Genomic DNA, 21,364 nt, shown 5'->3' on the forward strand with positions numbered 1-21,364 from the left:
CGTTAACAATGGCCGCATTATCAAGCGGAATTTCCTTTGCCGGGCTGTGCTCGTTATAAACTATTTCACTAACCTCAACGCGTACAAATGCCGTGGCATCCCCGGAGTTATAAATGCGTTTGGCGAGGGTATTTTTACCGGAATAGATATACTCATTTAACGGACCCACATTAATCACCGGGCCAGCAAAAGCGTGCATGGGCAGAGCGATGAAAACAGCTAAGAGCAAGTTATGAGTTAGGCCACGAGCAGGCATAAAAGCCACCACTGCAAAGTTTTGATTGGGAGCGTATTTAAGCATGGCTTACAGGCTGCTCAGTGTTTTTTTCTCTTAATTAATGTTTTTTCTCTCTTAATTAAACTGCGCATGCTGCAATGATGTTTTAAATATAGTGCGATCGTTTGTTTTAATGCTTCTGAATAAAGAGATGTGCGGCGAGGTGCTGCGAGCTTGTTTTCATCATGATAATGCATATTTGATAAATAGTTGTAAGCATTGTAAATGATCGGTTTGGTACGAAAGACAACAACTCTATGAGACTTGATATTTCTTGGGGGCGGCAGATGATGATTTTATATTATTGAAATGGGGGATCTATTAGGTCGTTGCCATTAATGTGAATGAGATTATATAGAGTAATATGTAAAACCAGAGCGTTATTTATTTAAAAGCACGATATAAATCAGGGGGGAGAGCTTAACAAATATATTGCAGAAGCATTTTAGACGCGGTTTTAAATGGTTATCTTCATTGTAAATAATGAACGTGGAAGAGGAAAAAGAAGGGCGACCGCTGGCCGCCCTGGAAGGTTAACGCACTATTTCGTAGCAGGGAATGTAGGCGCTGCCGGGCAACTTCATGCGGTGCTGGGCGACAAAGCCCTGCAGCAGAACATCCATGCGTTTCATCATGTCCGGGTCCCCGTGCAGTTTGTACGGGCCGTATTTTTCGATGGCATGAATACCTGGCTCCTTCACGTTGCCGGCAACGATGCCTGAGAAGGCGCGCCGCAGCGAGGCGGCCAGCTTTTCCGCAGGCTGATCCGGGTAGAGCTGCAGGTTAGCCATGTTTTCGTGGGTCGGTTCAAACGGCATCTGCAGATCCGGCGAGATGCGAATGGACCAGTTGAAGCCGTAGGCATCACCGGTTTCACGGCGGTTCTCTTTCACCTGTGGCATCGCTTTTTTCATCAGGCGGGCGACTTCAGTTGCGTCGTCGATGATGATTTTATAATGCTGTCGTGCTTTCTCGCCCAGGGTGCTAACGATGAATTCATCCAGCACACGGAAGTAATCCGCGCTCTCTTTCGGCCCGGTGAGGATCAGCGGCAGTACCTGATCGTGGTTGTGCGGATTCATCAGAATGCCAAGCAGGTAGAGCAGCTCTTCTGCGGTACCGACCCCGCCAGGGAAGATAATAATGCCGTGGGCAATACGCACGAACGCCTCAAGGCGTTTTTCAATATCCGGCATGATGATCAGTTCGTTGACCAGCGGGTTAGGCGGCTCGGCGGCGATAATCGAAGGTTCCGTCAGGCCGATAAAACGCCCTTCTTTATAGCGCTGCTGGGCGTGGCCGACGGCAGCACCTTTCATCGGTGCTTCCATCGCCCCCGGCCCGCAGCCGGTGCAGATATTCAGCTCGCGTAGGCCGAGCTGAGTGCCCACACGGCGGGCATACAGGTATTCGTTTTCGTTAATGGAGTGCCCGCCCCAGCAAACCACCAGGTTCGGGGCTTCACCCACGTGCAGCGCGCGGGCATTTCGTAAAATAGAAAACACCACGTTGGTGATATGAATAGAGTTTTCTTTGTTCAAATGCTGAAAACGGCCTGCGTTGGTAATCTGGCCGTTAACAAACAGAATATCGCGCAGGACGGCAAACAGGTTAGCCTGCAGCGCGCGGATGATTCGGCCGTCAACAAAGGCGTCTTCCGGGGGGTTAATCAGTTCGAGTTTTACGCCACGTTCACGGCGTAACACATTGATGTCAAAGTTCTGGTAGCGAGAAAGCAGCTCTTTGCTGCTGTCGGTTTGACTGCCGGAATTAAGGACCGCCAGTGAGCAGTTACGAAACAGTTGATAAAGGTCGCTGCTGGCGGTGCGTTTAAGCATATCGACTTCCAGCTGCGACAACATATCCATTGAGCCAAGCGGGCTAATATGTGTAATCAAGTGAACTCCTTACGGAACGAAAAGTGCCGTTCTCACAGATTACAATAGCCCTGGCTTGTTCACTTTAACAACCCGTAAACCACATTCACTTTTGGCGCTGGGAGCTATTTCGCACTTATTGGCGGGTCAGGCGGCCAAAAGCAGGATGGAAATCGGTATTCGTCCGCCACGGGTTAATGTCCAACCCGCCCCGACGCGTGTAGCGTGCGTAAACGCTGAGCGAGTGCGGCTGGCAGAAGCGCTGCAGGTCATTAAAGATGCGCTCTACGCACTGCTCATGAAACTCGTTGTGATGGCGGAAGGAGACCAGATAGCGCAGCAGCTTTTCGCGATCGATTTTTGGACCACGATAGCGAATCTGTACGGAGCCCCAGTCTGGCTGGTGGGTGATCAGGCAGTTGGACTTCAGCAGGTGGCTAACCAGCGTCTCTTCCACGATCTCATCCCCCGCGGCCTGTTGCAGATAATCTGCATTGAAGTCGTAGCTGTCGATGGTGATGTCCTGCTCATCGATGCATTCTCCGCTGAACGCTGCGATTTCCTGGCCTTCCAGCTCATGCAGGCGGAACAGCACCACGCTGACGTCGCCTTCGGCGCAGGCGCTTAAATCACGCTTCAGCGTTGCCTGGACGGTTTCCCAGTCGGCGAAGCGGGTCTGGTTAAAGCTGTTCAGGTAGAGCTTAAAGCTTTTGGACTCCACAAGGTTGACGCTATTGGCGTCTAACTGCACATGGCCCACGGCGACCTGAGGCAGGCCATTACTGTTCAGCCATGAGAGTTCGTAGAGCGTCCAGATGTCGCCGCCGCTGAATGGCAGGCTGTCGGCGTGGAGGCCAAGCGGGTCGCGATTCAGGCTGCGCGGTACGGCCTGCAGTAGCGAAGGCTGGTATTGATCCTGATAAGCCGTGGGCTTACCCAGCGTCAGGCCACTTAGAGCCTGGTGATTTTCGTAGGACATGTTTCACCGAGATAAAGGTACAATTGGCTTTTATTGTACCCCAGCCTACGCGAGTGAGAAATTAATGAACGAAGTCGCCTTTGCCCTTAAAGAGTTTACCCGCCGTTTTTGCGACCAGTGGCAGGAGGAAACGGGAGGCTGGCCTGCCAGTGAAGCACTGTACGGCATTCCTTCGCCGTGCATTGTAACGACCACCGGGGGAGACGTGCGCTGGCAGCCCCAGCCGTTTATACCTGAAGCGGATTTAAGCGCCGTAGAGCGAGCATTGGATATTTCCCTCCAACCTGCCGTTGAAGCGTTTTACACCACGCAATTTGCCGGCGATATGCCCGCCGTACATGGGAATACTGCGCTGACGCTGCTGCAGGCGTGGAGCGAGGACGACTTTGTTCGCGTGCAGGAAAATTTGATTGGTCATCTGGTGACGCAGAAGCGTTTGAAGTTATCTCCGACGCTATTTTTAGCGACGACTGACGATGAAATGGAAGTTGTCTCACTCTGCAACTTGACAGGTGAAGTGGTGCTTGAAAGAATCGGCACCCCGCAGCGGACCGTGCTTTCCGCCTCTCTTCCTGACTTTCTGAATGCCTTAACGCCACAGGTGATCTAGCTTTTTTGCCCAAGGCCTTGTGAGAGATCTCTTACAAGCCATGTGAGAGATCGCTACATTTGACGGCAGATGAAAGCGACTCCCATTTGTCGATACCCTTATAAAACAATGAGTTATTTTTGTTTTAGGAAAGTTCCGAATGAAAGTTTTTGCCCGCAGCACCGCTGCATCCCTTGTCACATGCGGGCAAATAGGGGATTCTATACCCATCGACAGGATGTCGACGTAATGAAGGAGACATTAGGATGATGTCGCTTCTTACAAAAGGAACCCGCCGGGATGGCGAACAAGGAAGGCTTCACAGATGAAGCATGGATAACTCAGGCAGAGTTAAAGGACACCTCCAGGACGGAGAATGAGAGCCGTAACAGGAGTGCGGTGGGTCAGGAAGACTTAAGGATTTCGCGTCAGGATGATGTTGGACACCCATCAGGATGATGGCAGCAGGAAGCCCTGGCGATGGATTGCTGGTCAGGAGACCAGAGGACAAAGTTGTCATGGATGAGCAGGGAGCATAAAAAGTAGCTGGATTAGCTGCGAAACGAACCGGGAGCACTGTGTAAACAGTGCTCCCTTTTTTTATGCCTTTTTCACGGGCAGCGAAGAAGTGTTATTCTGTACCGCTCTTTTCCACTGACGAATGAGGTTTTCATGGAGCGCCAGACGCTGGTTCGCCATCATTTACTCACCATTGAGCAGATCCTGCGCGATCATTCCCTCTGGCAGGGCCTGCCTCCCGATCCCACAGCATTCGAGAGCACGCAGCCTTTCTGCATGGATACGCTGCAGCCCCACGAATGGTTACAATGGGTCCTGATCCCTCGTATGCACGCGCTGCTGGACAGCCAGCATCCTCTGCCTGACGCCTTTGCTATCGCCCCTTATTATGAGATGGCGCTGGATGCGACGCATGCCGTGCGTGAACCTCTCCTTGCCGTGCTGCTTGAGCTGGATGCACTGTTTGACGCGGAACAGGGTTGATGCTGGAGATTATTTACCAGGATGAATGGCTGGTTGCCGTGAACAAACCGTCCGGCTGGCTGGTTCACCGCAGCTGGCTGGACAGACACGAAAAAGTCGTGGTGATGCAAACCGTCCGCGACCAGATTGGCCAGCACGTTTTTACCGTTCATCGCCTCGACAGACCAACCTCTGGCGTGCTGCTGATGGGGCTGTCCAGCGAAGTAGGTCGTCTGCTGTCACAGCAATTTGAGCAGCATCAAATGCAGAAACGCTACCATGCCGTGGTGCGCGGCTGGCTGCAGGACGAAGCCGTGCTGGATTATCCGCTGGTTGAAGAGCTGGATAAAATCGCCGATAAATTTAGCGACCAGGACAAAGGGCCACAGCCCGCAGTGACGCATTATCGCGGGCTGGCAACGGTCGAAATGCCGGTGGCGGTGGGGCGCTATCCAAGCGCGCGCTACAGCCTGGTGGAGCTTGAGCCAAAGACTGGCCGTAAACACCAGCTTCGGCGGCATCTGGCGCATCTTCGGCATCCCATTATTGGCGATTCCAAACACGGCGATTTGCGTCAGAATCGCGGGGCGGCGGAGCATTTCGGTTGCCAGCGCCTGATGCTGCATGCCAGCCAGCTCTCTTTAAAGCATCCTGTTACCGGGGAACCGCTGACGCTAAAAGCGGGGCTGGATGAGACCTGGATGCAAATGCTGACACAATTTGGCTGGCGCGGTCTGTTGCCGGATGTTGAAAATAGTGAGTGTGATCCGGCGAGCTGCCAGGATAAGCCTTGTCCCTAATTCTTAAGGAGTTACCGATGGCCGAAGTGGGTATTTTTGTAGGCACGATGTACGGCAATGCGCTGTTAGTGGCGGAAGAAGCCGAAACCATTCTGAAAAAACACGGCCATCAGGCAAAGGTGTTTGAAGATCCCGACCTGACCGAGTGGCAATATTACCGCAACCATTATGCGCTGGTGGTCACGTCCACGACGGGGCAGGGCGATCTGCCGGACAGCATTGTTCCGCTTTTTCAGGCCATCAAAGATCAGCTGGGTTACCAGCCTGAACTGCATTACGGCTTGATTGCGCTGGGTGACAGTAACTACGACCACTTCTGCGGCGGCGGCAAGCAGTTTGACGCTTTATTGCAGGAGCAGGGCGCAACCCGCATTGCTGAGGTTTTAACGATTGACGCCAACGACCATCCGGAGCCTGAAGTGGTTTCCGGCCCGTGGGTTGAGCAGTGGGCGACTTTACTGAAGTAAGTGAAAACAGGGTGGGTAAGCGGCGCATACCCACCCAGAAAAGGTCTTAATTAAGCGGGGGTTCGTGCTCGCGACGGTAGGCGCCGGGAGAGGTATTGAACCGTTTCCCGAACGTGCGGGTAAAAGATTGCTGCGAATCAAAACCGTAGCGCACTGAGATATCGAGGATTTTGTCCTCGGTATTTTTCAGATCTTCTGCCGCTAACTGCAATTTACGTTCACGAATGTAGGCGCCGAGGCTTTTCCCCGCCCAGTCTGAGAACATCCGCTGCAGGTACCACTTCGAGTAGCCGGACTGCCTGGCGACTTCTTCAATACGCAGCGGGCGCTGCATGTTGCCATCGACCCACTCAAGCAGAGATTCCATAAAATCTTTAGGCATGGACATATCACCTCCTTCTACATCTTGCTCGTTCGATAATTGATAACGCTATTCCCACCAGGCATCGAAGGCCTGGCGCGGTTGACTGACTTCCAGTATTTGTCCCATTTCCGGCGTGAGCAGCTGATAGCTGCGGCCTTTGCTGGCGGTGGCTATGCGGCGGAAAGGCTCGTCCCAGCTGTGGTTCGCCAATGCAAACCGGCCTGCGTGCCCTGGCACCATGGTTTTCGCCCCCAGGTCTTCCGTCGCCTGAGCGGCTTCTTCCGGCATCATGTGGATGTATTTCCAGCCTTCGTCATACTGGCCGTTTTCCATGATCGCGAGATCGATATCGCTAAATTGCTCACCGATCTGTTTGAAATGCGGGCCGTAGCCGGAATCGCCGCTGTAATAAACTTTTCGCTGCGGCGTGACGAACATAAAGCTTGCCCACAGCGTTTTGTTGCCGGTTAACCCGCGGCCAGAGAAGTGACGTGCCGGCAGGGCGTGAATCGTTAATTCATCGTCAATGGCGACTTTTTCCTGCCAGTCCAGTTCGTGGATAAGCGCGGGATCGAAGCCCCAGGCTTCAAAATGTGCGCCAACGCCAAGCGGGGTGACTACCTGCTTAATCTTTGGCTTAAGCGCCCGCAGCGTGGGGTAGTCCAGGTGATCCCAGTGATCGTGAGAGATGATCAAAGTGTCTATGTCCGGCATATCTTCCGCTCGCCACGGATAATCGCCCGCAAACGCTTTGTTCAGAAAGGCGAACGGGGCGGCATAGTGGCTGAATACCGGATCGATAAGAATGCGCTTGCCGCCGAGCTGAATAAACCAGGAGGAATGGCCCAGCCACACCACCAGATCCTGCTGTTTATCAAGCTTTGCCAGATCGGTTTTGATCAGCGGCAGGGGACGATCGGGTTTTACCGTATCTGGCCGGGCGAAAAAGAAATCCCACAGCGCCGCAATGCGACCGCGTTTGTCGGTCATCATTGGCGTGTCCTGCTGATTGTGGAACTTGCCGTCGCGGTACTGGGGGGATTGCTGGATGCGTTCAAGGCGGCTGCCCTGCGGCAGTTTGCCAAATTCAGTCATCGGGAACAGCGCAGCACTAGTGGCAGTAAGGCCTAATAACATAATCACGACCATGAATTTTAGGGTTAACGAACGCTTGCCAGATTGCGCGGCAGCCATAAAGAATTCTCGTAGAAACTGTGCGGGTTATATTGCTATTGAGTGAGTAAACACTCATTATAGGCAGGCAAGGTCAACCGTCAACAAAATTTACGGTATGATAAAGAACATGACATTCAGCGATCGCGGCGATCCCGATGGTTGAAATCCTATCCACTCAGATAACTGGCTTGTGAGGAACCGTGGCTCGTCCAAAAAGTGAAGATAAACGATTAGCATTACTCGATGCGGCAACCGATGCGATAGCGGAACTGGGATTAGGGGCGGCGACCTCTTTAATTGCCAGAAAGGCGGGCGTTGCCGAAGGGACATTGTTCCGTTATTTCCCGACTAAAGACGAGTTGCTGAACGCCGTTTATCTTCATCATAAGCAAGATCTTGGCAACGAGCTGATGAAGACCTACGATCGACATGCCTCAAGCAAAGAGCGCACCAGGACGGTGTGGGGGAATTACATCGACTGGGGGCTGGTAAATATGAATGCGCGTAAAGCGATGCGCCAGCTGGCGGTTTCCGGCAAGATCACGTCCGAAACGTTGGAAATGGTTTACCTTGCTTACCCGGATCTGCGTGACCTGTCGAAGGAATGTATCACCAACGAGGCGCTGACCGGCATTGAGTCGGCATTTGCCGACGCTATTTTCTTTGGCCTGGCCGAAACCACGATGGAATTTGCCGGACGCGATCCTTCACGCAGGGATGAATACAAATCTGCCGGCTTCGACGTGATGTGGCGCGGCATGACTAAAGGCTAACTTTTTTGTAAAAGCGAAGAGGGCGTGCGGGATCCCTCTTCGTACCTGGTTTAAACTCAAATCTGATACTTCTTCGCTTCCCGCGCGACATTATCCATTTCGTCCAGTAGCTCCAGAATTTCAGGCTCCATCTCCTCTGGTGCTACGCCGTGACGCAGCTCGTGCTCGAGCGTCTGACAGAGTTTTTTCATCCGAGGGGCACCGCTGTAGCTGCAGCTTCCGTGCAGTTTATGCACGATATCAATTAATCCTTCGGGCTTGTCGCCCACCAGCTGTTCTTCGAGGACATTTCTCACTTCCGGTAAAAACGCCAGCAGCATGTCAAGCATCTCCCGGGCGAGATCGGCTTTGTTGGCGGCCTGCCGCAGCGCCAGGTTCCAGTCCAGCGTCTTATTGATATTAATTGCCGGCGGGACGGGGTCTTCCTGCTGAACGGGAAGCTGGCCGATATTGCCCGGATGGTAGCGCATCAGCAGGCGATGCAGCTTTTCTTCTTCAATCGGCTTGGCGAGATAGTCGTTCATGCCGGCGCTCATGAGTTTCTCTTTTTGCCCCGCCAGCGCGTGGGCAGTAACAGCAATCACCGGGGTTTGCTGGTGATGTGGCAACTGGCGAATCAGCTCGCAGGCGCGGATGCCGTCCATTTCCGGCATCTGAATGTCCATCAGGATAATATCGATGTTCATTTGTCGGGCGCGCTCCAGCGCCTGCGTGCCGCTTTCACACAGCACAACTTGCTGAACTCTGTCTTCGAGTAACGCGCCGATCAGCTTCAGGTTGGCCGGGTTATCGTCCACCGCCATGACGGCCATCGGCAGCTTATCGCTATGTTCAACGAACGGCAGAGCCAGATTAGCTTTCGGGCAGCTTTCAAGCAGCATCGGGAACAGGCGCGTAGAGGTGATCGGTTTTAACAGGCAGCCCGCCACGCCCTGGCGCTTAAGCTCTTCCGCCCCGACCTGGGTATGGCAGGGCAAGGCCAGAATCAGGCAATCTGCCATGGTGACCGCTTTGGCGAGCTTAGGGTTTGCCTGCGTGAGCGTTTCTGTAAAGGTGACGGGAATGCCACACAGCAGAATATCGTAATGCTCATCAGGCAGTCCGGTGAGGGACGGGCTGTGCACGACGTCCAGCGGCGTATTTTGCAGCAAATTCAGGGTGCTCTGCGCGGCGGTCGCGTTTGGCTCGACGTAGCCGAGGCGTTTACCTGCCAGTTTGTCCAGCACTTGCCTGTCGTTTACGGCGTTCGGGTTCAGATCCAGGCTGATGTGGAACCAGAACGTTGAGCCCCGATTCGGTTTACTGTGGAAGGAGATATCACCGCCCATTTCATTCACCAGCTTCTGGGTGATCACCAGCCCCAGCCCGGTGCCACCGTGGCGGCGGGAAATACTGGCATCCGCCTGGCGGAAGGCCTGGAAGAGACGCGATTGTTCCTGTTCAGGAATGCCGATGCCGGTGTCGTGGATCTGCATTTCAATCTGAACTTTGTTGTTACCTTCCGCCCTTTTTTCCACCAGCAGGTCGATGTTGCCGGTTTCGGTGAATTTAATCGCGTTACCCACCAGATTGGTGACCACCTGCTGCAGGCGCAGAGGGTCGCCAATCACATTATCCGGCACGTCATTTTTGATGTTTAGCGTCAGCTCAAGGCCTTTGTCGTGGGCGGAATGTGCCAGCAGAGTTACCACCTCATCCAGCGTGTTGCGCAGCGGGAAGGGAATGGATTCCAGCAGCAGCTTGCCCGCTTCGAGCTTGGAGAAGTCCAGCACGTCATTGATGATGGTGAGCAAGTTATTGGCCGAGCGTTCAATCGTGTAGAGGTGATCGCGCTGGGTTGGCGTCAGGTCGGTTTTTAAGGCCAGACGAGTGAAGCCAATAACGCCGTTGAGCGGCGTTCGCAGCTCGTGGGACATATTTGCCAGAAACTCAGATTTTATACGGGCGGCTTCCTGAGCCCGCTTTTTGGCGAGATCGAGCTCCACGTTCTGAATTTCCATCTGCTCAAGGGTTTCACGCAGATCGGATGTGGCCTGGTCGACGTTGTGCTGCATCTCTTCGTGATACGCCGTCAGCGACATTGCCATCGAGTTAATGCCGTTTTTCAGCATATCCAGCTCGCCCAGCATAAACCCTTCCACGCGGCTGTCGAGCTGCCCGCGGCGAATGCGGTCTACGGTATTTACCATATTGCGGATCGGCCCGGTCACGTCGCGCATCAGGCGATAGGCAAACAGCATCGCAATGCCGATACAGAACAGCATCATCAAAGTGGAGATAAATATTTCGCGGTATTGCTGCAGGCGAACGGATTTGAGATCCAGCTCCATGGCGACGTAGCCGAGGGTGCTGTTGCTTTGTTTGACGTTGGTTTCAGCGGACTCATCCGGTGAGTATCTTTCGGAAATAATCGGCATTCGCAGGATCATAATGTCGCCCGCGCGGGTGACGGTGAGATCTTTCGGGGGCTTTTCCCCGTCGGGCAGCTTCAGGCGAGCGGCGTTATGCTGAAAATTAGAGGTGACGAACAGCTTGTTACTGTCATCGTAAATTGAAATGCCCCGCACGATATCCGAATGGCGGCGGTGCAGCACGCTGACTAACTGGCGAATCGACTCCCGGCTGTGGAAGTTCATGCCGTATTCGCTGGAGACCGCCAGGGGCTCAATAATACTGGCGCCGGCATCTTCCAGCTGACGCTGTAAGTCATTGTAACGATGGACAACGAAAAAGATGCTGAGCAGCAAACCGACCAACAGCGTCGGGGCCAGAATCAGGATCATCATACGTGCGCGCAGGCTGTAGTTGGTCATGGGGTTCCGATATGGGACAATAAAAGCAACAGTGACATTTGAGAACACATCTACTTACATCATGGCGCAATTCTACTCTGCAAAGCGACGCGATACGAATCGTGAATTACTTACCGTGACCGTCACCGACCTCGATCCATTTGGTCAGGGCGTCGCGCGCCACAAAGGCAAAGCGCTCTTTATTCGTGGAGCACTGCCCGGCGAACAGGTTGAGGTTCGCATTACCGAAGATAAGCGTAGCTACGCTCAGGCTGAGGTAAAGCGCCGTTTAAACGACAGCCCGGAAAGGGTGAAGCCGCGTTGCCCGCATTTTGGGATTTGCGGCGGCTGCCAGCAGCAGCACGCGAGCGTGGCGCTGCAGCAGGAGGCAAAATCTAAGGCGCTTGGGCGGATGATGGGCGAGCGCGAACAGCCTCGTCAGGTGGATGAAATTATTTCTGCCGGGGCATGGGGATACCGGCGTCGCGCGCGGCTGGGGTTGAATTATCTGCCCCGCACGCAAACCTTACAGATGGGTTTTCGTAAGGCGAGCGATAAAGCGCTGGTGGATATTCATCATTGCCCCGTCCTGGCGCCCCGGCTTGAAGCATTACTGAATCCTTTACGCCAGTGCTTGTCTGAATTAAGTATCGTGAACCGGTTAGGGCACGTGGAACTGGTTCTGGCCGACGGTGGGCCGCTGATGGTGCTGCGCCATTTGGCCCCGCTCAGCAAAGACGATAGGGAAAAACTGGAACAGTTTTCGCATTCCCATCAGGTGGCGTTATTCCTCGCCCCGGACAGTGACAGTCTGGAATCCCTGGCCGAGGAAGAGCCCTGGTATCATTCAGACGGGCTACGCTTAACCTTTAGTCCACGAGATTTCATCCAGGTTAACGACGCGGTGAATCAGCAAATGGTGGCGCGGGCGATCGAGTGGTTGGAGGTGCAGCCTGAGGATCGGGTGCTAGATTTGTTCTGCGGAATGGGGAATTTCACCCTGCCGTTGGCAAAACGAGCCGCCGCGGTCGTGGGGGTCGAGGGCGTTGCTGCGCTGGTGGCGAAAGGTGAATATAATGCTCAGCGTAATGCGCTGAAAAACGTGACATTCTTCCATGAAAACCTGGAAGATGACGTGACGCGTCAGCCCTGGGCGCAACAAGGATTTACTAAAATATTGCTCGACCCGGCGCGTGCCGGTGCGGCGGGTGTTATGCAGCACGTCATCAAACTGGCGCCGAGCCGCGTGGTGTACGTTTCCTGCAACCCCACCACGCTTGCGCGCGACAGCGAAACGTTGCTGGCCGCCGGGTACCACATTAAACGACTGGCCATGCTCGATATGTTCCCCCACACCGGGCATCTGGAGTCTATGGCGCTCTTTGAGCGTAATTGAAAGGGTTAATCAGGCTTATTGGCCTGAGCGTTAGCCCGACAGGAGAGGATAATGGTTGCGGTAAGAAGTGCACATCTCAACAAAGCTGGCGAATTTGCGCCCGAAAAATGGATTGCAAGCCTCGGGATTTCCAACCAGCAATCGTGTGAACGCTTAGCCGAAACCTGGGCGTATTGTGAACGCCAGACCAAAGGTCATCCTGACGCTGAATTATTGCTGTGGCGCGGCGTGGAAATGGTCGAAATCCTCTCGATGCTGAGCATGGACAACGATACGCTGCGTGCCGCGCTGCTGTTCCCGCTGGCGGATGCTGGCGTAGTCAGCGAAGAAGTGATGCTGGAAAGCGTCGGCAAGCAGGTGGTGACGTTGATTCACGGCGTGCGCGACATGGACGCGATCCGCCACCTGAAAGCGACCCATAACGACTCTGTTTCTTCCGACCAGGTGGATAACGTTCGCCGCATGCTGCTGGCGATGGTGGATGATTTCCGCTGCGTGGTCATCAAGCTTGCGGAACGTATCGCCCATCTGCGTGAAGTGAAAGATGCGCCGGAAGATGAGCGCGTACTGGCGGCCAAAGAATGTACCAACATTTACGCCCCGCTGGCGAACCGCCTCGGTATTGGCCAGCTCAAATGGGAGCTGGAAGATTACTGTTTCCGCTACCTGCACCCGGAAGAATATAAGCGTATCGCGAAGCTGCTGCACGAACGCCGGATCGATCGCGAGCAGTACATCGACGATTTTGTCGGCACATTACGTTCTTCGATGAAAGAAGAGGGCGTAAAGGCTGAAGTTTATGGCCGACCAAAACACATCTACAGCATCTGGCGCAAAATGCAGAAAAAGCACCTCGCGTTTGACGAGCTGTTTGACGTGCGTGCGGTGCGTATCGTCGCCGAGCGCCTGCAGGATTGCTACGCGGCGCTGGGGATAGTGCATACTCACTTCCGCCATTTGCCGGATGAGTTTGACGACTATGTCGCAAACCCTAAACCGAACGGCTACCAGTCTATTCATACCGTGGTGCTTGGTCCGAACGGCAAAACCATAGAGATTCAGATCCGCACCAAGCAGATGCATGAAGAGTCTGAGCTGGGCGTGGCCGCGCACTGGAAGTACAAAGAAGGCAATGCGCGCAGCGGCAGTTCCGGCCATGAAGACCGCATTGCGTGGCTGCGTAAGCTTATCGCCTGGCAGGAAGAGATGTCCGACTCGGGCGAAATGCTTGACGAAGTCCGCAGCCAGGTCTTTGACGACCGCGTGTATGTGTTTACGCCGAAAGGGGACGTGGTTGACTTGCCTGCTGGCTCGACGCCGCTGGACTTTGCCTACCATATTCACAGTGATGTCGGGCACCGCTGCATCGGGGCGAAAATTGGCGGGCGCATCGTGCCGTTTACCTATCAGCTGCAAATGGGTGACCAGATCGAGGTCATCACCCAGAAGCAGCCGAACCCTAGCCGCGACTGGCTGAACCCTAACCTCGGGTACATCACTACCAGCCGCGGGCGCGCGAAGATCCACAACTGGTTCCGCAAGCAGGACCGGGACAAGAACATTCTTGCCGGACGCCAGATCCTGGACGATGAGATTGAGCATCTGGGCATCAGCCTGAAGGAAGCAGAGAAAACGCTGCTGCCGCGCTACAACTTCAACGAAATTGAAGAGCTGCTGGCGGCTATCGGCGGGGGCGACATCCGCCTCAACCAGATGAGCAACTACCTGCAGGCGCAGTTTAATAAGCCAAGCGCCGAGGAGCAGGATGCCGCCGCGCTACGTCAGCTGACGCAAAAAAGCTATTCGCCGCCGCAGTCGCGCAGTAAAGACAATGGTCGTGTGGTCGTTGAGGGCGTAGGGAATCTGATGCACCATATCGCCCGCTGCTGCCAGCCGATTCCGGGGGATGAAATCGTCGGCTTTATTACCCAGGGGCGCGGGATCTCGATTCACCGTGCCGACTGTGACCAGTTGGCCGAGCTACAATCCCACGCGCCGGAACGTATCGTCGATGCTGTTTGGGGGGAAAGCTACTCCAGCGGTTATTCGCTGGTGGTGCGCGTCACGGCGAACGACCGCAGCGGCCTGCTTCGCGACATCACCACGATTCTGGCGAACGAAAAAGTCAACGTGCTTGGCGTGGCCAGCCGCAGTGACACGAAACAGCAGCTTGCCACCATCGATATGACTATCGAGATCTATAACCTGCAGGTGCTTGGCCGCGTGCTGGGCAAACTCAACCAGGTGCCGGACATTATCGATGCCCGCAGGCTGCACGGCTAATTGATTGCCCCTCGCCCCTAAGAACAATTCTACTCGATCCAGCCCCCTTTCCCTTTTAGGGAGAGGAGGCTAGTGAGGGTAAAAAAAACAAGGAATTACAATGACTCAAATCGACCGCCTGCTCGGGATCATGCAGCGTCTGCGTGACCCTGAAAACGGCTGCCCGTGGGATCGCGAGCAAACCTTTGCCACCATCGCCCCTTACACGCTCGAAGAAACCTATGAAGTGCTTGACGCCATTAATCGTGAAGATTTTGACGACCTGCGCGGCGAGCTGGGTGACCTGCTGTTCCAGGTGGTGTTTTACGCCCAGATGGGGCAGGAAGAAGGGCGCTTTAATTTTGAAGATATCTGCCAGGAGATTGGCGACAAGCTTGAACGCCGCCACCCGCATATCTTTGCTGACGGCGACGCCGCGACCAGCGGTGAAGTGCTGGCGAAGTGGGAGCAAATCAAAATTGAAGAGCGCGCGCAGAAGGCACAACACTCGGCGCTGGACGACATCCCAGAGGCGCTGCCCGCGTTGATGCGAGCGCAAAAAATCCAGAAACGCTGCTCAAACGTCGGCTTTGACTGGAAGACGCTTGGCCCGGTGCTGGATAAAGTGCACGAAGAGATCGACGAAGTCATGTTTGAAGCCCAGCAGGCCGTGGTGGACGAGGCAAAGCTGGAAGAAGAAGTGGGTGATTTATTGTTCGCCACCGTCAATCTGGCTCGCCATTTGGGCACCAAGGCTGAGGTGGCGTTACAAAAAGCTAACCGAAAATTCGAGGCCCGTTTCCGAAAAGTGGAGGCGATTGTCGCCGCTCAGGGGTTAACCATGGAGCAGGCCGGGCTGGAAATTATGGAAAAAGCCTGGCAAGAAGTGAAACGCCAGGAAACTGAAATCTAAAGCGTTTTTGCTATCAGCTGCACTTTTTAGCGCTTTTTATTTAACAAGCGATTGATTTGCGTCAAAAACATTTCTCACGGAAGGGCTATTTTCTTAGCCTGACTGTGGGGCCGGATTGATTTCCGGGGAACAGAATGAATGTTTGTGGCGCCCATGCTGTTCGGGTATACTACTTTCCCGTCCTGGTTATTCCATCGTCTTTAAACCTAACTTCTCAGGTTCAGCATGACAACGAACTATATTTTTGTGACCGGCGGGGTCGTTTCCTCTCTGGGTAAAGGCATTGCCGCAGCCTCCCTCGCAGCTATTCTTGAAGCCCGTGGCCTCAACGTATCCATCATGAAACTCGATCCGTACATCAACGTCGATCCGGGTACCATGAGCCCTATTCAACATGGGGAAGTGTTCGTTACCGAAGACGGCGCTGAAACCGACCTGGATCTGGGTCACTACGAGCGTTTCATCCGTAACAAGATGAGCCGCCGCAACAACTTCACCACCGGCCGTATCTACTCTGACGTTCTGCGTAAAGAACGCCGTGGTGACTATCTTGGCGCGACCGTGCAGGTTATCCCGCACATCACCAACGCCATTAAAGAACGTATTCTGGAAGGCGGCGAAGGCCACGACGTGGTGCTGGTTGAAATCGGCGGCACCGTCGGTGACATCGAATCCCTGCCGTTCCTTGAAGCGATTCGCCAGATGGCGGTAGAAGTGGGCCGTGAGCACACGCTCTACATGCATCTGACGCTGGTGCCTTACATGGCCGCAGCCGGTGAAGTGAAAACCAAGCCGACTCAGCACTCCGTAAAAGAACTGCTTTCCATTGGTATCCAGCCAGACGTGCTGATCTGCCGTTCTGACCGCGTTGTACCGGCCAACGAACGTGCGAAGATTGCATTGTTCTGTAACGTTCCAGAGAAAGCGGTAATCTCTCTGAAAGACGTCGATTCTATCTATAAAATTCCAGGCCTGTTGAAATCCCAGGGGCTGGACGATTATATTTGTAAACGATTCAGCTTGAACGCGCCGGAAGCCAATCTGGCAGAATGGGAACAGGTTATCTATGAAGAAGCCAACCCAACGGGCGAAATCACTATCGGTATGGTCGGCAAGTACATTGAACTGCCGGATGCCTATAAGTCGGTGATTGAAGCGCTGAAACACGGCGGGCTGAAAAACCGTCTGACCGTGAACATCAAGCTGATTGATTCACAGGATGTTGAAACCCGTGGCGTTGAGCTGCTGAAAGGTCTGGATGCGATTCTGATCCCTGGCGGCTTCGGCTACCGCGGCGTTGAAGGCAAGATTGCCACCGCGCGCTATGCCCGTGAAAACAACATCCCGTACCTCGGCATTTGCCTGGGTATGCAGGTTGCGCTTATCGAGTTCGCCCGTAACGTGGCGGGCATGGATAACGCCAACTCCACTGAATTTGTGCCAGACTGTAAGTACCCTGTGGTGGCGTTGATCACCGAGTGGCGCGATGAAGAAGGCAATGTTGAAGTGCGCAGCGAGAAGAGCGATCTGGGCGGCACCATGCGCCTCGGCGGCCAGCAGTGCCAGCTGACCGACGGTAGCCTGGTTCGCCAGATGTACGGTGAGCCAACTATTGTTGAACGCCATCGCCATCGCTACGAAGTCAACAACATGCTGCTGAAACCGATTGAAGCAGCTGGTTTACGTGTTGCAGGTCGTTCCGGTGATGACCAACTGGTGGAAATCATCGAGGTGCCAAATCATCCATGGTTTGTTGCCTGCCAGTTCCACCCGGAATTCACTTCGACTCCGCGTGACGGGCACCCACTGTTTGCAGGCTTCGTGAAAGCCGCCGGTGAGTACCAGAAACGCCAGGCGAAGTAAGCAGAGTTAGAACGGCAACGCGCGACATTTTCGCGCGTTGTTTGTCTGGAGTTTTAGTTTAACGTTGTGACTTGAGGAAAACCTACTATGTCCAAAATTGTGAAAGTGATCGGTCGTGAAATCATCGACTCCCGCGGTAACCCGACTGTTGAAGCCGAAGTTCACCTGGAAGGCGGTTTCGTTGGTCTGGCAGCTGCACCATCAGGTGCTTCTACCGGTTCCCGTGAAGCTCTGGAACTGCGCGATGGCGACAAATCTCGTTTCATGGGTAAAGGCGTACTGAAAGCTGTTGCTGCGGTTAACGGCCCGATCGCTGAAGCTGTGCTTGGCAAAGATGCTAAAGACCAGGCTAACATCGATAAGATCATGATCGATCTGGATGGCACCGAGAACAAATCCAAGTTTGGCGCAAACGCCATTCTGGCTGTTTCCCTGGCTGCTGCTAAAGCTGCTGCTGCCTCTAAAGGCCTGCCGCTTTACGCTCACATCGCTGAACTGAACGGCACCCCAGGCAAATTCTCTATGCCTCTGCCAATGATGAACATCATCAACGGCGGTGAGCACGCTGACAACAACGTTGATATCCAGGAATTCATGATTCAGCCTGTTGGCGCGAAAACTCTGAAAGAAGCGGTACGTATCGGTTCTGAAGTGTTCCACAACCTGGCAAAAGTGCTGAAGTCCAAAGGCATGAACACTGCTGTGGGTGACGAAGGTGGCTACGCGCCTAACCTGGGTTCCAACGCAGAAGCGCTGGCTGTTATCGCTGAAGCGGTTAAAGCAGCAGGCTACGAGCTGGGCAAAGATGTTACCCTGGCAATGGACTGTGCAGCGTCTGAGTTCTACAAAGACGGCAAATACGTTCTGGCTGGCGAAGGCAACAAAGCGTTCACCTCTGAAGAGTTCACTCACTTCCTGGAAAACCTGACCAAAGATTACCCAATCGTTTCTATCGAAGACGGTCTGGACGAATCTGACTGGGCTGGTTTCGCATACCAGACCAAAGTGCTGGGCGACAAAATCCAGCTGGTTGGTGACGATCTGTTCGTAACCAACACCAAGATCCTGAAAGAAGGTATCGAAAAAGGCATCGTTAACTCCATCCTGATCAAATTCAACCAGATCGGTTCCCTGACCGAAACTCTGGCTGCGATCAAAATGGCGAAAGACGCTGGCTACACTGCGGTTATCTCTCACCGTTCTGGCGAAACCGAAGATGCGACCATCGCTGACCTGGCTGTGGGCACCGCTGCTGGCCAGATCAAAACCGGTTCTATGAGCCGTTCTGACCGTGTTGCTAAGTACAACCAGCTGATTCGTATCGAAGAAGCACTGGCTGCACAGGGCACCCCAGCACCGTTCAATGGTCTGAAAGAAGTTAAAGGTCAGTAAGTTCTTACTGCTGCTTTAGACTTTGAAAAACCCGCTTCGGCGGGTTTTTTTTCGTCTTGTGAATATTCTGAATGGACCTGGCTAACGCGTTAATCAGCCGGTTCAACCCCAGAGCTGAACCGACTCTGATTGACTATTCCGCGCCTGAAATGGCGTTGACAAAACGACGGGTGATTTGCTGCGGGCGAGTAATTGCGCCCCCCACCACGACCGCATACGCCCCCAGCGTCAGGCAATACGCCGCCATTTCCGGCGTGTCTACATTTCCTTCAGCGATAACTGGCACGTCAACGGCGCTCACGACCTCACGTAAGAAACGGCAGTTATCGGCTGCGAGAATTTGACCTTCGCTTTCCGGCGTATATCCGTGCAGCGTTGTCCCCACGCAGTCAAAACCGAGCTTCGCCGCCTGTCGGGCTTCTTCTACTGTGGCAATGTCCGCCATCAGGAGTAAGTCCGGGTAACGCTGGCGAATTGCTGCCACCAGCGCTGGCAATGTCAACTCGGCCGGCCGCTGATGGGCAGTGGCGTCGAGAGCAATCATCGCCGGCTTCGCGGCCATAAGCTCATCAACTTCTTTCAACGTTGGCGTGATGTAAACATCACTGCCTGGGTAATCTCGTTTGATGATGGCAATTACCGGTAAATCTACGGTTTCCATAATCGTTTGTACGTCGACGAGACTGTTAGCACGAATAGCCGCCGCGCCACCCTGAAGGGCGGCTAGCGCCATACGAGACATAATAAACGGGCTGTGAAGCGGTTCATTTTCCAACGCCTGACAGGAGACGATAAGCTTCCCCTGAATCTGCGACAACATGGAGGGTTTCATAATGCGAGTAGCTCCTCTACTTCATTTTTGATGATGGTGACGTGGGGCCCGTAAATCACCTGGACGCCGTTGCCGCGAACAATAACGGCGCGTGCTCCCGTCTGTTTCAGCAGGGTTTCATCGACCCTATCTCCGTTGTTCAGGGTCACTCGAAGTCGGGTCGCGCAGCAATCCAGTTCGGCAATGTTCTCTTTGCCCCCCAAGGCGGTAATAATCTGCTGTGACCGCTCGCTGGCGTTGATCTCCTGGGTTTCCGTCGAAACATCTTCCCGGCCCGGCGTTTTGAAATTGAAGCGGGTGATAACAAAGCGGAAGGTGAAGTAGTACAGGAAGAACCAGGGAATACCGACCAGGGGCACATACAGCCAGTGCGTTTTCGCCTCGCCCTGAAGCACGCCGAACAGGATGAAATCGATAAAGCCGCCTGAGAACGTTTGGCCGATCGTGATGTGTAGAATATGCGCCATCATGAAGGCCAGGCCGTCAAACACCGCATGGATGACATACAACACAGGCGCAATAAACAGGAATGAAAACTCAATTGGCTCGGTGATGCCGGTGAGGAAGGATGTTAGCGCCGCGGAGAGCAGTAACCCCGCGACCCGCTTGCGGTTTTCTGGTTTAGCGGTGTGATACATCGCCAGGCAGGCGCCCAGCAGGCCAAACATCATGGTAATAAATCGGCCAGACATAAAACGCGCGGTACCGATGTAAAACTGCTGGGTATTCGGGTCGGCCAACTGAGCAAAGAAGATACGCTGCGTGCCTTCCACCAGATGACCATTAATCATTTCACTCCCGCCCAGCGCTGTGGTCCAGAACGGCAGGTAAAAAATATGGTGTAGGCCGAATGGGCCAAGCATCCGCAGCACAAACCCGTAGATGAAAGTACCCAAATAGCCCGTAGCGTCTACCAGGCCACCCATACCAAAGATAAGCTTTTGGAAATGCGGCCAGACAATTGTCATCCCCGCCCCCGCCAGAATTGCCGCCAGAGAACTGATAATGGGGATAAATCGCGAGCCACCGAAGAAGCCGAGGAACTGAGGCAGTGCAATTTTGTTATAGCGATTGTGCAGCCATGAGGTAATTAGCCCGATAACCACGCCACCGAACACGCCGGTCTCAAGCGTCTGAATGCCGAGAGCCATTCCCTGCCCGACAGCGCCAGGATTCGATGAGGCAAGGGCGCCTGTCAGGGTTAGCAGTGCATTAATAGTGGCATTCATCACCAGATAGGCCAGCAGCGCGGCCAGCCCGGCAGTGCCTTTGTCTCCTTTTGCCAGTCCCACGGCTATCCCCACGGCGAAAAGCACCGCAAGGTTAGCAAACACGATCGATCCTGCGCTGGCCATGATGGTAAAAATGCCCTGTAGCCAGGCAACATCAAGAAACGGGTAGGCCTTGACCGTATTAGGGTTAGACAGTGCGCCGCCTATCCCCAATAGCAAACCCGCCGCGGGCAACACCGCAATGGGCAGCATGAACGATTTACCGAACCGCTGCGCTTTTTCAAACCAGCCCCCCGAGGAGGTCCCGCTTAACACTGACATAAATTTTCCTCACGAAAGATTATTGTGATGAAAATTTTTATCATAATGTTTTTTATGATCTGAAAATTTTTACCATAA

17 protein-coding genes and 1 pseudogene are annotated in these 21,364 nt (G+C 54.0%); 10 read left to right on the forward strand and 8 right to left on the reverse strand.

The features are described 5' to 3' along the window. The 3 genes and pseudogenes from WFN87_RS14850 to queF all read right to left on the reverse strand — a co-directional run. Positions 1 to 301 (reverse strand): annotated as a pseudogene (locus tag WFN87_RS14850) (hypothetical protein); the annotation flags it as partial. A 509-nt stretch (positions 302 to 810) separates the two neighbouring features. Then, positions 811 to 2,175: a nucleotide 5'-monophosphate nucleosidase PpnN gene (ppnN, locus tag WFN87_RS14855; RefSeq protein ID WP_008458407.1), complete on the reverse strand. Its 1,365-nt coding sequence runs from the start codon at positions 2,173 to 2,175 to the stop codon at positions 811 to 813. A 115-nt stretch (positions 2,176 to 2,290) separates the two neighbouring features. Continuing rightward, positions 2,291 to 3,133, reverse strand: a complete 843-nt coding sequence (queF, locus tag WFN87_RS14860) for an NADPH-dependent 7-cyano-7-deazaguanine reductase QueF (protein ID WP_336709394.1) — start codon at positions 3,131 to 3,133, stop codon at positions 2,291 to 2,293. A gap of 64 nt (positions 3,134 to 3,197) precedes the next feature. Between queF and syd the strand changes: the two genes are divergently transcribed. The 4 genes from syd to WFN87_RS14880 all read left to right on the forward strand — a co-directional run bounded on the left by syd (position 3,198) and on the right by WFN87_RS14880 (position 5,970). After that, positions 3,198 to 3,743: a SecY-interacting protein gene (syd, locus tag WFN87_RS14865; protein ID WP_166995572.1), complete on the forward strand. Its 546-nt coding sequence runs from the start codon at positions 3,198 to 3,200 to the stop codon at positions 3,741 to 3,743. A gap of 651 nt (positions 3,744 to 4,394) precedes the next feature. Then, the gene (locus WFN87_RS14870) at positions 4,395 to 4,724 is read left to right on the forward strand and encodes a YqcC family protein (RefSeq protein WP_008458400.1); all 330 of its coding nucleotides are present in this window, start codon (positions 4,395 to 4,397) and stop codon (positions 4,722 to 4,724) included. Then, positions 4,724 to 5,503: a tRNA pseudouridine(65) synthase TruC gene (gene truC / locus WFN87_RS14875; protein ID WP_166995574.1), complete on the forward strand. Its 780-nt coding sequence runs from the start codon at positions 4,724 to 4,726 to the stop codon at positions 5,501 to 5,503. The genes WFN87_RS14870 and truC overlap by 1 nt, the downstream gene beginning before the upstream one ends. A 17-nt stretch (positions 5,504 to 5,520) precedes the next feature. Further along, positions 5,521 to 5,970: a flavodoxin gene (locus WFN87_RS14880; RefSeq protein WP_039297682.1), complete on the forward strand. Its 450-nt coding sequence runs from the start codon at positions 5,521 to 5,523 to the stop codon at positions 5,968 to 5,970. A gap of 46 nt (positions 5,971 to 6,016) precedes the next feature. Here the strand turns inward: WFN87_RS14880 and WFN87_RS14885 are convergent, their stop codons facing one another. Together WFN87_RS14885 and WFN87_RS14890 are read right to left on the reverse strand one after the other, a co-directional pair. Next, positions 6,017 to 6,358 (reverse strand): helix-turn-helix domain-containing protein, encoded by a 342-nt coding sequence (locus WFN87_RS14885; protein ID WP_008458396.1) that lies wholly within the window; start codon positions 6,356 to 6,358, stop codon positions 6,017 to 6,019. Positions 6,359 to 6,400: 42 nt separating this feature from the next. Continuing rightward, positions 6,401 to 7,528 (reverse strand): MBL fold metallo-hydrolase, encoded by a 1,128-nt coding sequence (locus WFN87_RS14890; protein WP_008458394.1) that lies wholly within the window; start codon positions 7,526 to 7,528, stop codon positions 6,401 to 6,403. Between the two features lie 182 nt (positions 7,529 to 7,710). Here WFN87_RS14890 and WFN87_RS14895 point away from each other — a divergent pair, with 182 nt between their 5' ends. Further along, positions 7,711 to 8,283: a TetR/AcrR family transcriptional regulator gene (locus WFN87_RS14895; protein ID WP_008458392.1), complete on the forward strand. Its 573-nt coding sequence runs from the start codon at positions 7,711 to 7,713 to the stop codon at positions 8,281 to 8,283. 56 nt (positions 8,284 to 8,339) lie between these two features. Here WFN87_RS14895 and barA read toward each other — a convergent pair whose 3' ends face one another. Next, complete coding sequence (gene barA, locus WFN87_RS14900) at positions 8,340 to 11,096, reverse strand: two-component sensor histidine kinase BarA (protein WP_336983570.1); 2,757 nt, start codon at positions 11,094 to 11,096, stop codon at positions 8,340 to 8,342. Between the two features lie 61 nt (positions 11,097 to 11,157). On the opposite strand from barA, the gene rlmD reads away from it, so the two are divergent. From rlmD to eno, 5 genes are all read left to right on the forward strand, one after another. After that, positions 11,158 to 12,471 (forward strand): 23S rRNA (uracil(1939)-C(5))-methyltransferase RlmD, encoded by a 1,314-nt coding sequence (gene rlmD / locus WFN87_RS14905; RefSeq protein ID WP_336983598.1) that lies wholly within the window; start codon positions 11,158 to 11,160, stop codon positions 12,469 to 12,471. A 51-nt stretch (positions 12,472 to 12,522) separates the two neighbouring features. Further along, positions 12,523 to 14,754: a GTP diphosphokinase gene (gene relA / locus WFN87_RS14910; RefSeq protein ID WP_008458386.1), complete on the forward strand. Its 2,232-nt coding sequence runs from the start codon at positions 12,523 to 12,525 to the stop codon at positions 14,752 to 14,754. A 100-nt stretch (positions 14,755 to 14,854) separates the two neighbouring features. After that, positions 14,855 to 15,646 carry a nucleoside triphosphate pyrophosphohydrolase gene (gene mazG, locus WFN87_RS14915; protein WP_008458385.1) on the forward strand — a complete coding sequence of 264 codons (792 nt, stop codon included), beginning with the start codon at positions 14,855 to 14,857 and terminating at the stop codon, positions 15,644 to 15,646. 225 nt (positions 15,647 to 15,871) lie between these two features. Next, positions 15,872 to 17,509 (forward strand): glutamine hydrolyzing CTP synthase, encoded by a 1,638-nt coding sequence (gene pyrG, locus WFN87_RS14920; RefSeq protein WP_008458383.1) that lies wholly within the window; start codon positions 15,872 to 15,874, stop codon positions 17,507 to 17,509. Between the two features lie 87 nt (positions 17,510 to 17,596). Next, positions 17,597 to 18,901, forward strand: a complete 1,305-nt coding sequence (gene eno, locus WFN87_RS14925; protein WP_008458382.1) for a phosphopyruvate hydratase — start codon at positions 17,597 to 17,599, stop codon at positions 18,899 to 18,901. A 133-nt stretch (positions 18,902 to 19,034) separates the two neighbouring features. Here eno and WFN87_RS14930 read toward each other — a convergent pair whose 3' ends face one another. After that, on the reverse strand, positions 19,035 to 19,733 hold the full coding sequence (locus tag WFN87_RS14930) for an N-acetylmannosamine-6-phosphate 2-epimerase (RefSeq protein WP_336983571.1): 699 nt from the start codon (positions 19,731 to 19,733) through the stop codon (positions 19,035 to 19,037). Next, positions 19,730 to 21,286, reverse strand: coding sequence for a PTS transporter subunit EIIC (locus tag WFN87_RS14935; protein ID WP_166995581.1), 1,557 nt, complete (start codon positions 21,284 to 21,286; stop codon positions 19,730 to 19,732). The genes WFN87_RS14930 and WFN87_RS14935 overlap by 4 nt, the downstream gene beginning before the upstream one ends. Positions 21,287 to 21,364: the final 78 nt, after the last annotated feature.

This window comes from Cedecea sp. AS113, from assembly GCF_037152415.1.
GTDB lineage: Bacteria > Pseudomonadota > Gammaproteobacteria > Enterobacterales > Enterobacteriaceae > Cedecea.

What these genes read in the sequence shown, in the direction of transcription:
- WFN87_RS14930 (WP_336983571.1), bottom strand. Translation starts at nt 19,733, where the DNA reads ATGAAACCCTCCATGTTGTCGCAGATTCAGGGGAAGCTTATCGTCTCC.
- WFN87_RS14880 (WP_039297682.1), top strand. Translation starts at nt 5,521, where the DNA reads ATGGCCGAAGTGGGTATTTTTGTAGGCACGATGTACGGCAATGCGCTG.
- WFN87_RS14885 (WP_008458396.1), bottom strand. Translation starts at nt 6,358, where the DNA reads ATGTCCATGCCTAAAGATTTTATGGAATCTCTGCTTGAGTGGGTCGAT.
- rlmD (WP_336983598.1), top strand. Translation starts at nt 11,158, where the DNA reads ATGGCGCAATTCTACTCTGCAAAGCGACGCGATACGAATCGTGAATTA.
- mazG (WP_008458385.1), top strand. Translation starts at nt 14,855, where the DNA reads ATGACTCAAATCGACCGCCTGCTCGGGATCATGCAGCGTCTGCGTGAC.
- pyrG (WP_008458383.1), top strand. Translation starts at nt 15,872, where the DNA reads ATGACAACGAACTATATTTTTGTGACCGGCGGGGTCGTTTCCTCTCTG.
- syd (WP_166995572.1), top strand. Translation starts at nt 3,198, where the DNA reads ATGAACGAAGTCGCCTTTGCCCTTAAAGAGTTTACCCGCCGTTTTTGC.
- relA (WP_008458386.1), top strand. Translation starts at nt 12,523, where the DNA reads ATGGTTGCGGTAAGAAGTGCACATCTCAACAAAGCTGGCGAATTTGCG.
- WFN87_RS14870 (WP_008458400.1), top strand. Translation starts at nt 4,395, where the DNA reads ATGGAGCGCCAGACGCTGGTTCGCCATCATTTACTCACCATTGAGCAG.
- truC (WP_166995574.1), top strand. Translation starts at nt 4,724, where the DNA reads ATGCTGGAGATTATTTACCAGGATGAATGGCTGGTTGCCGTGAACAAA.
- barA (WP_336983570.1), bottom strand. Translation starts at nt 11,096, where the DNA reads ATGACCAACTACAGCCTGCGCGCACGTATGATGATCCTGATTCTGGCC.
- queF (WP_336709394.1), bottom strand. Translation starts at nt 3,133, where the DNA reads ATGTCCTACGAAAATCACCAGGCTCTAAGTGGCCTGACGCTGGGTAAG.
- WFN87_RS14890 (WP_008458394.1), bottom strand. Translation starts at nt 7,528, where the DNA reads ATGGCTGCCGCGCAATCTGGCAAGCGTTCGTTAACCCTAAAATTCATG.
- WFN87_RS14935 (WP_166995581.1), bottom strand. Translation starts at nt 21,286, where the DNA reads ATGTCAGTGTTAAGCGGGACCTCCTCGGGGGGCTGGTTTGAAAAAGCG.
- eno (WP_008458382.1), top strand. Translation starts at nt 17,597, where the DNA reads ATGTCCAAAATTGTGAAAGTGATCGGTCGTGAAATCATCGACTCCCGC.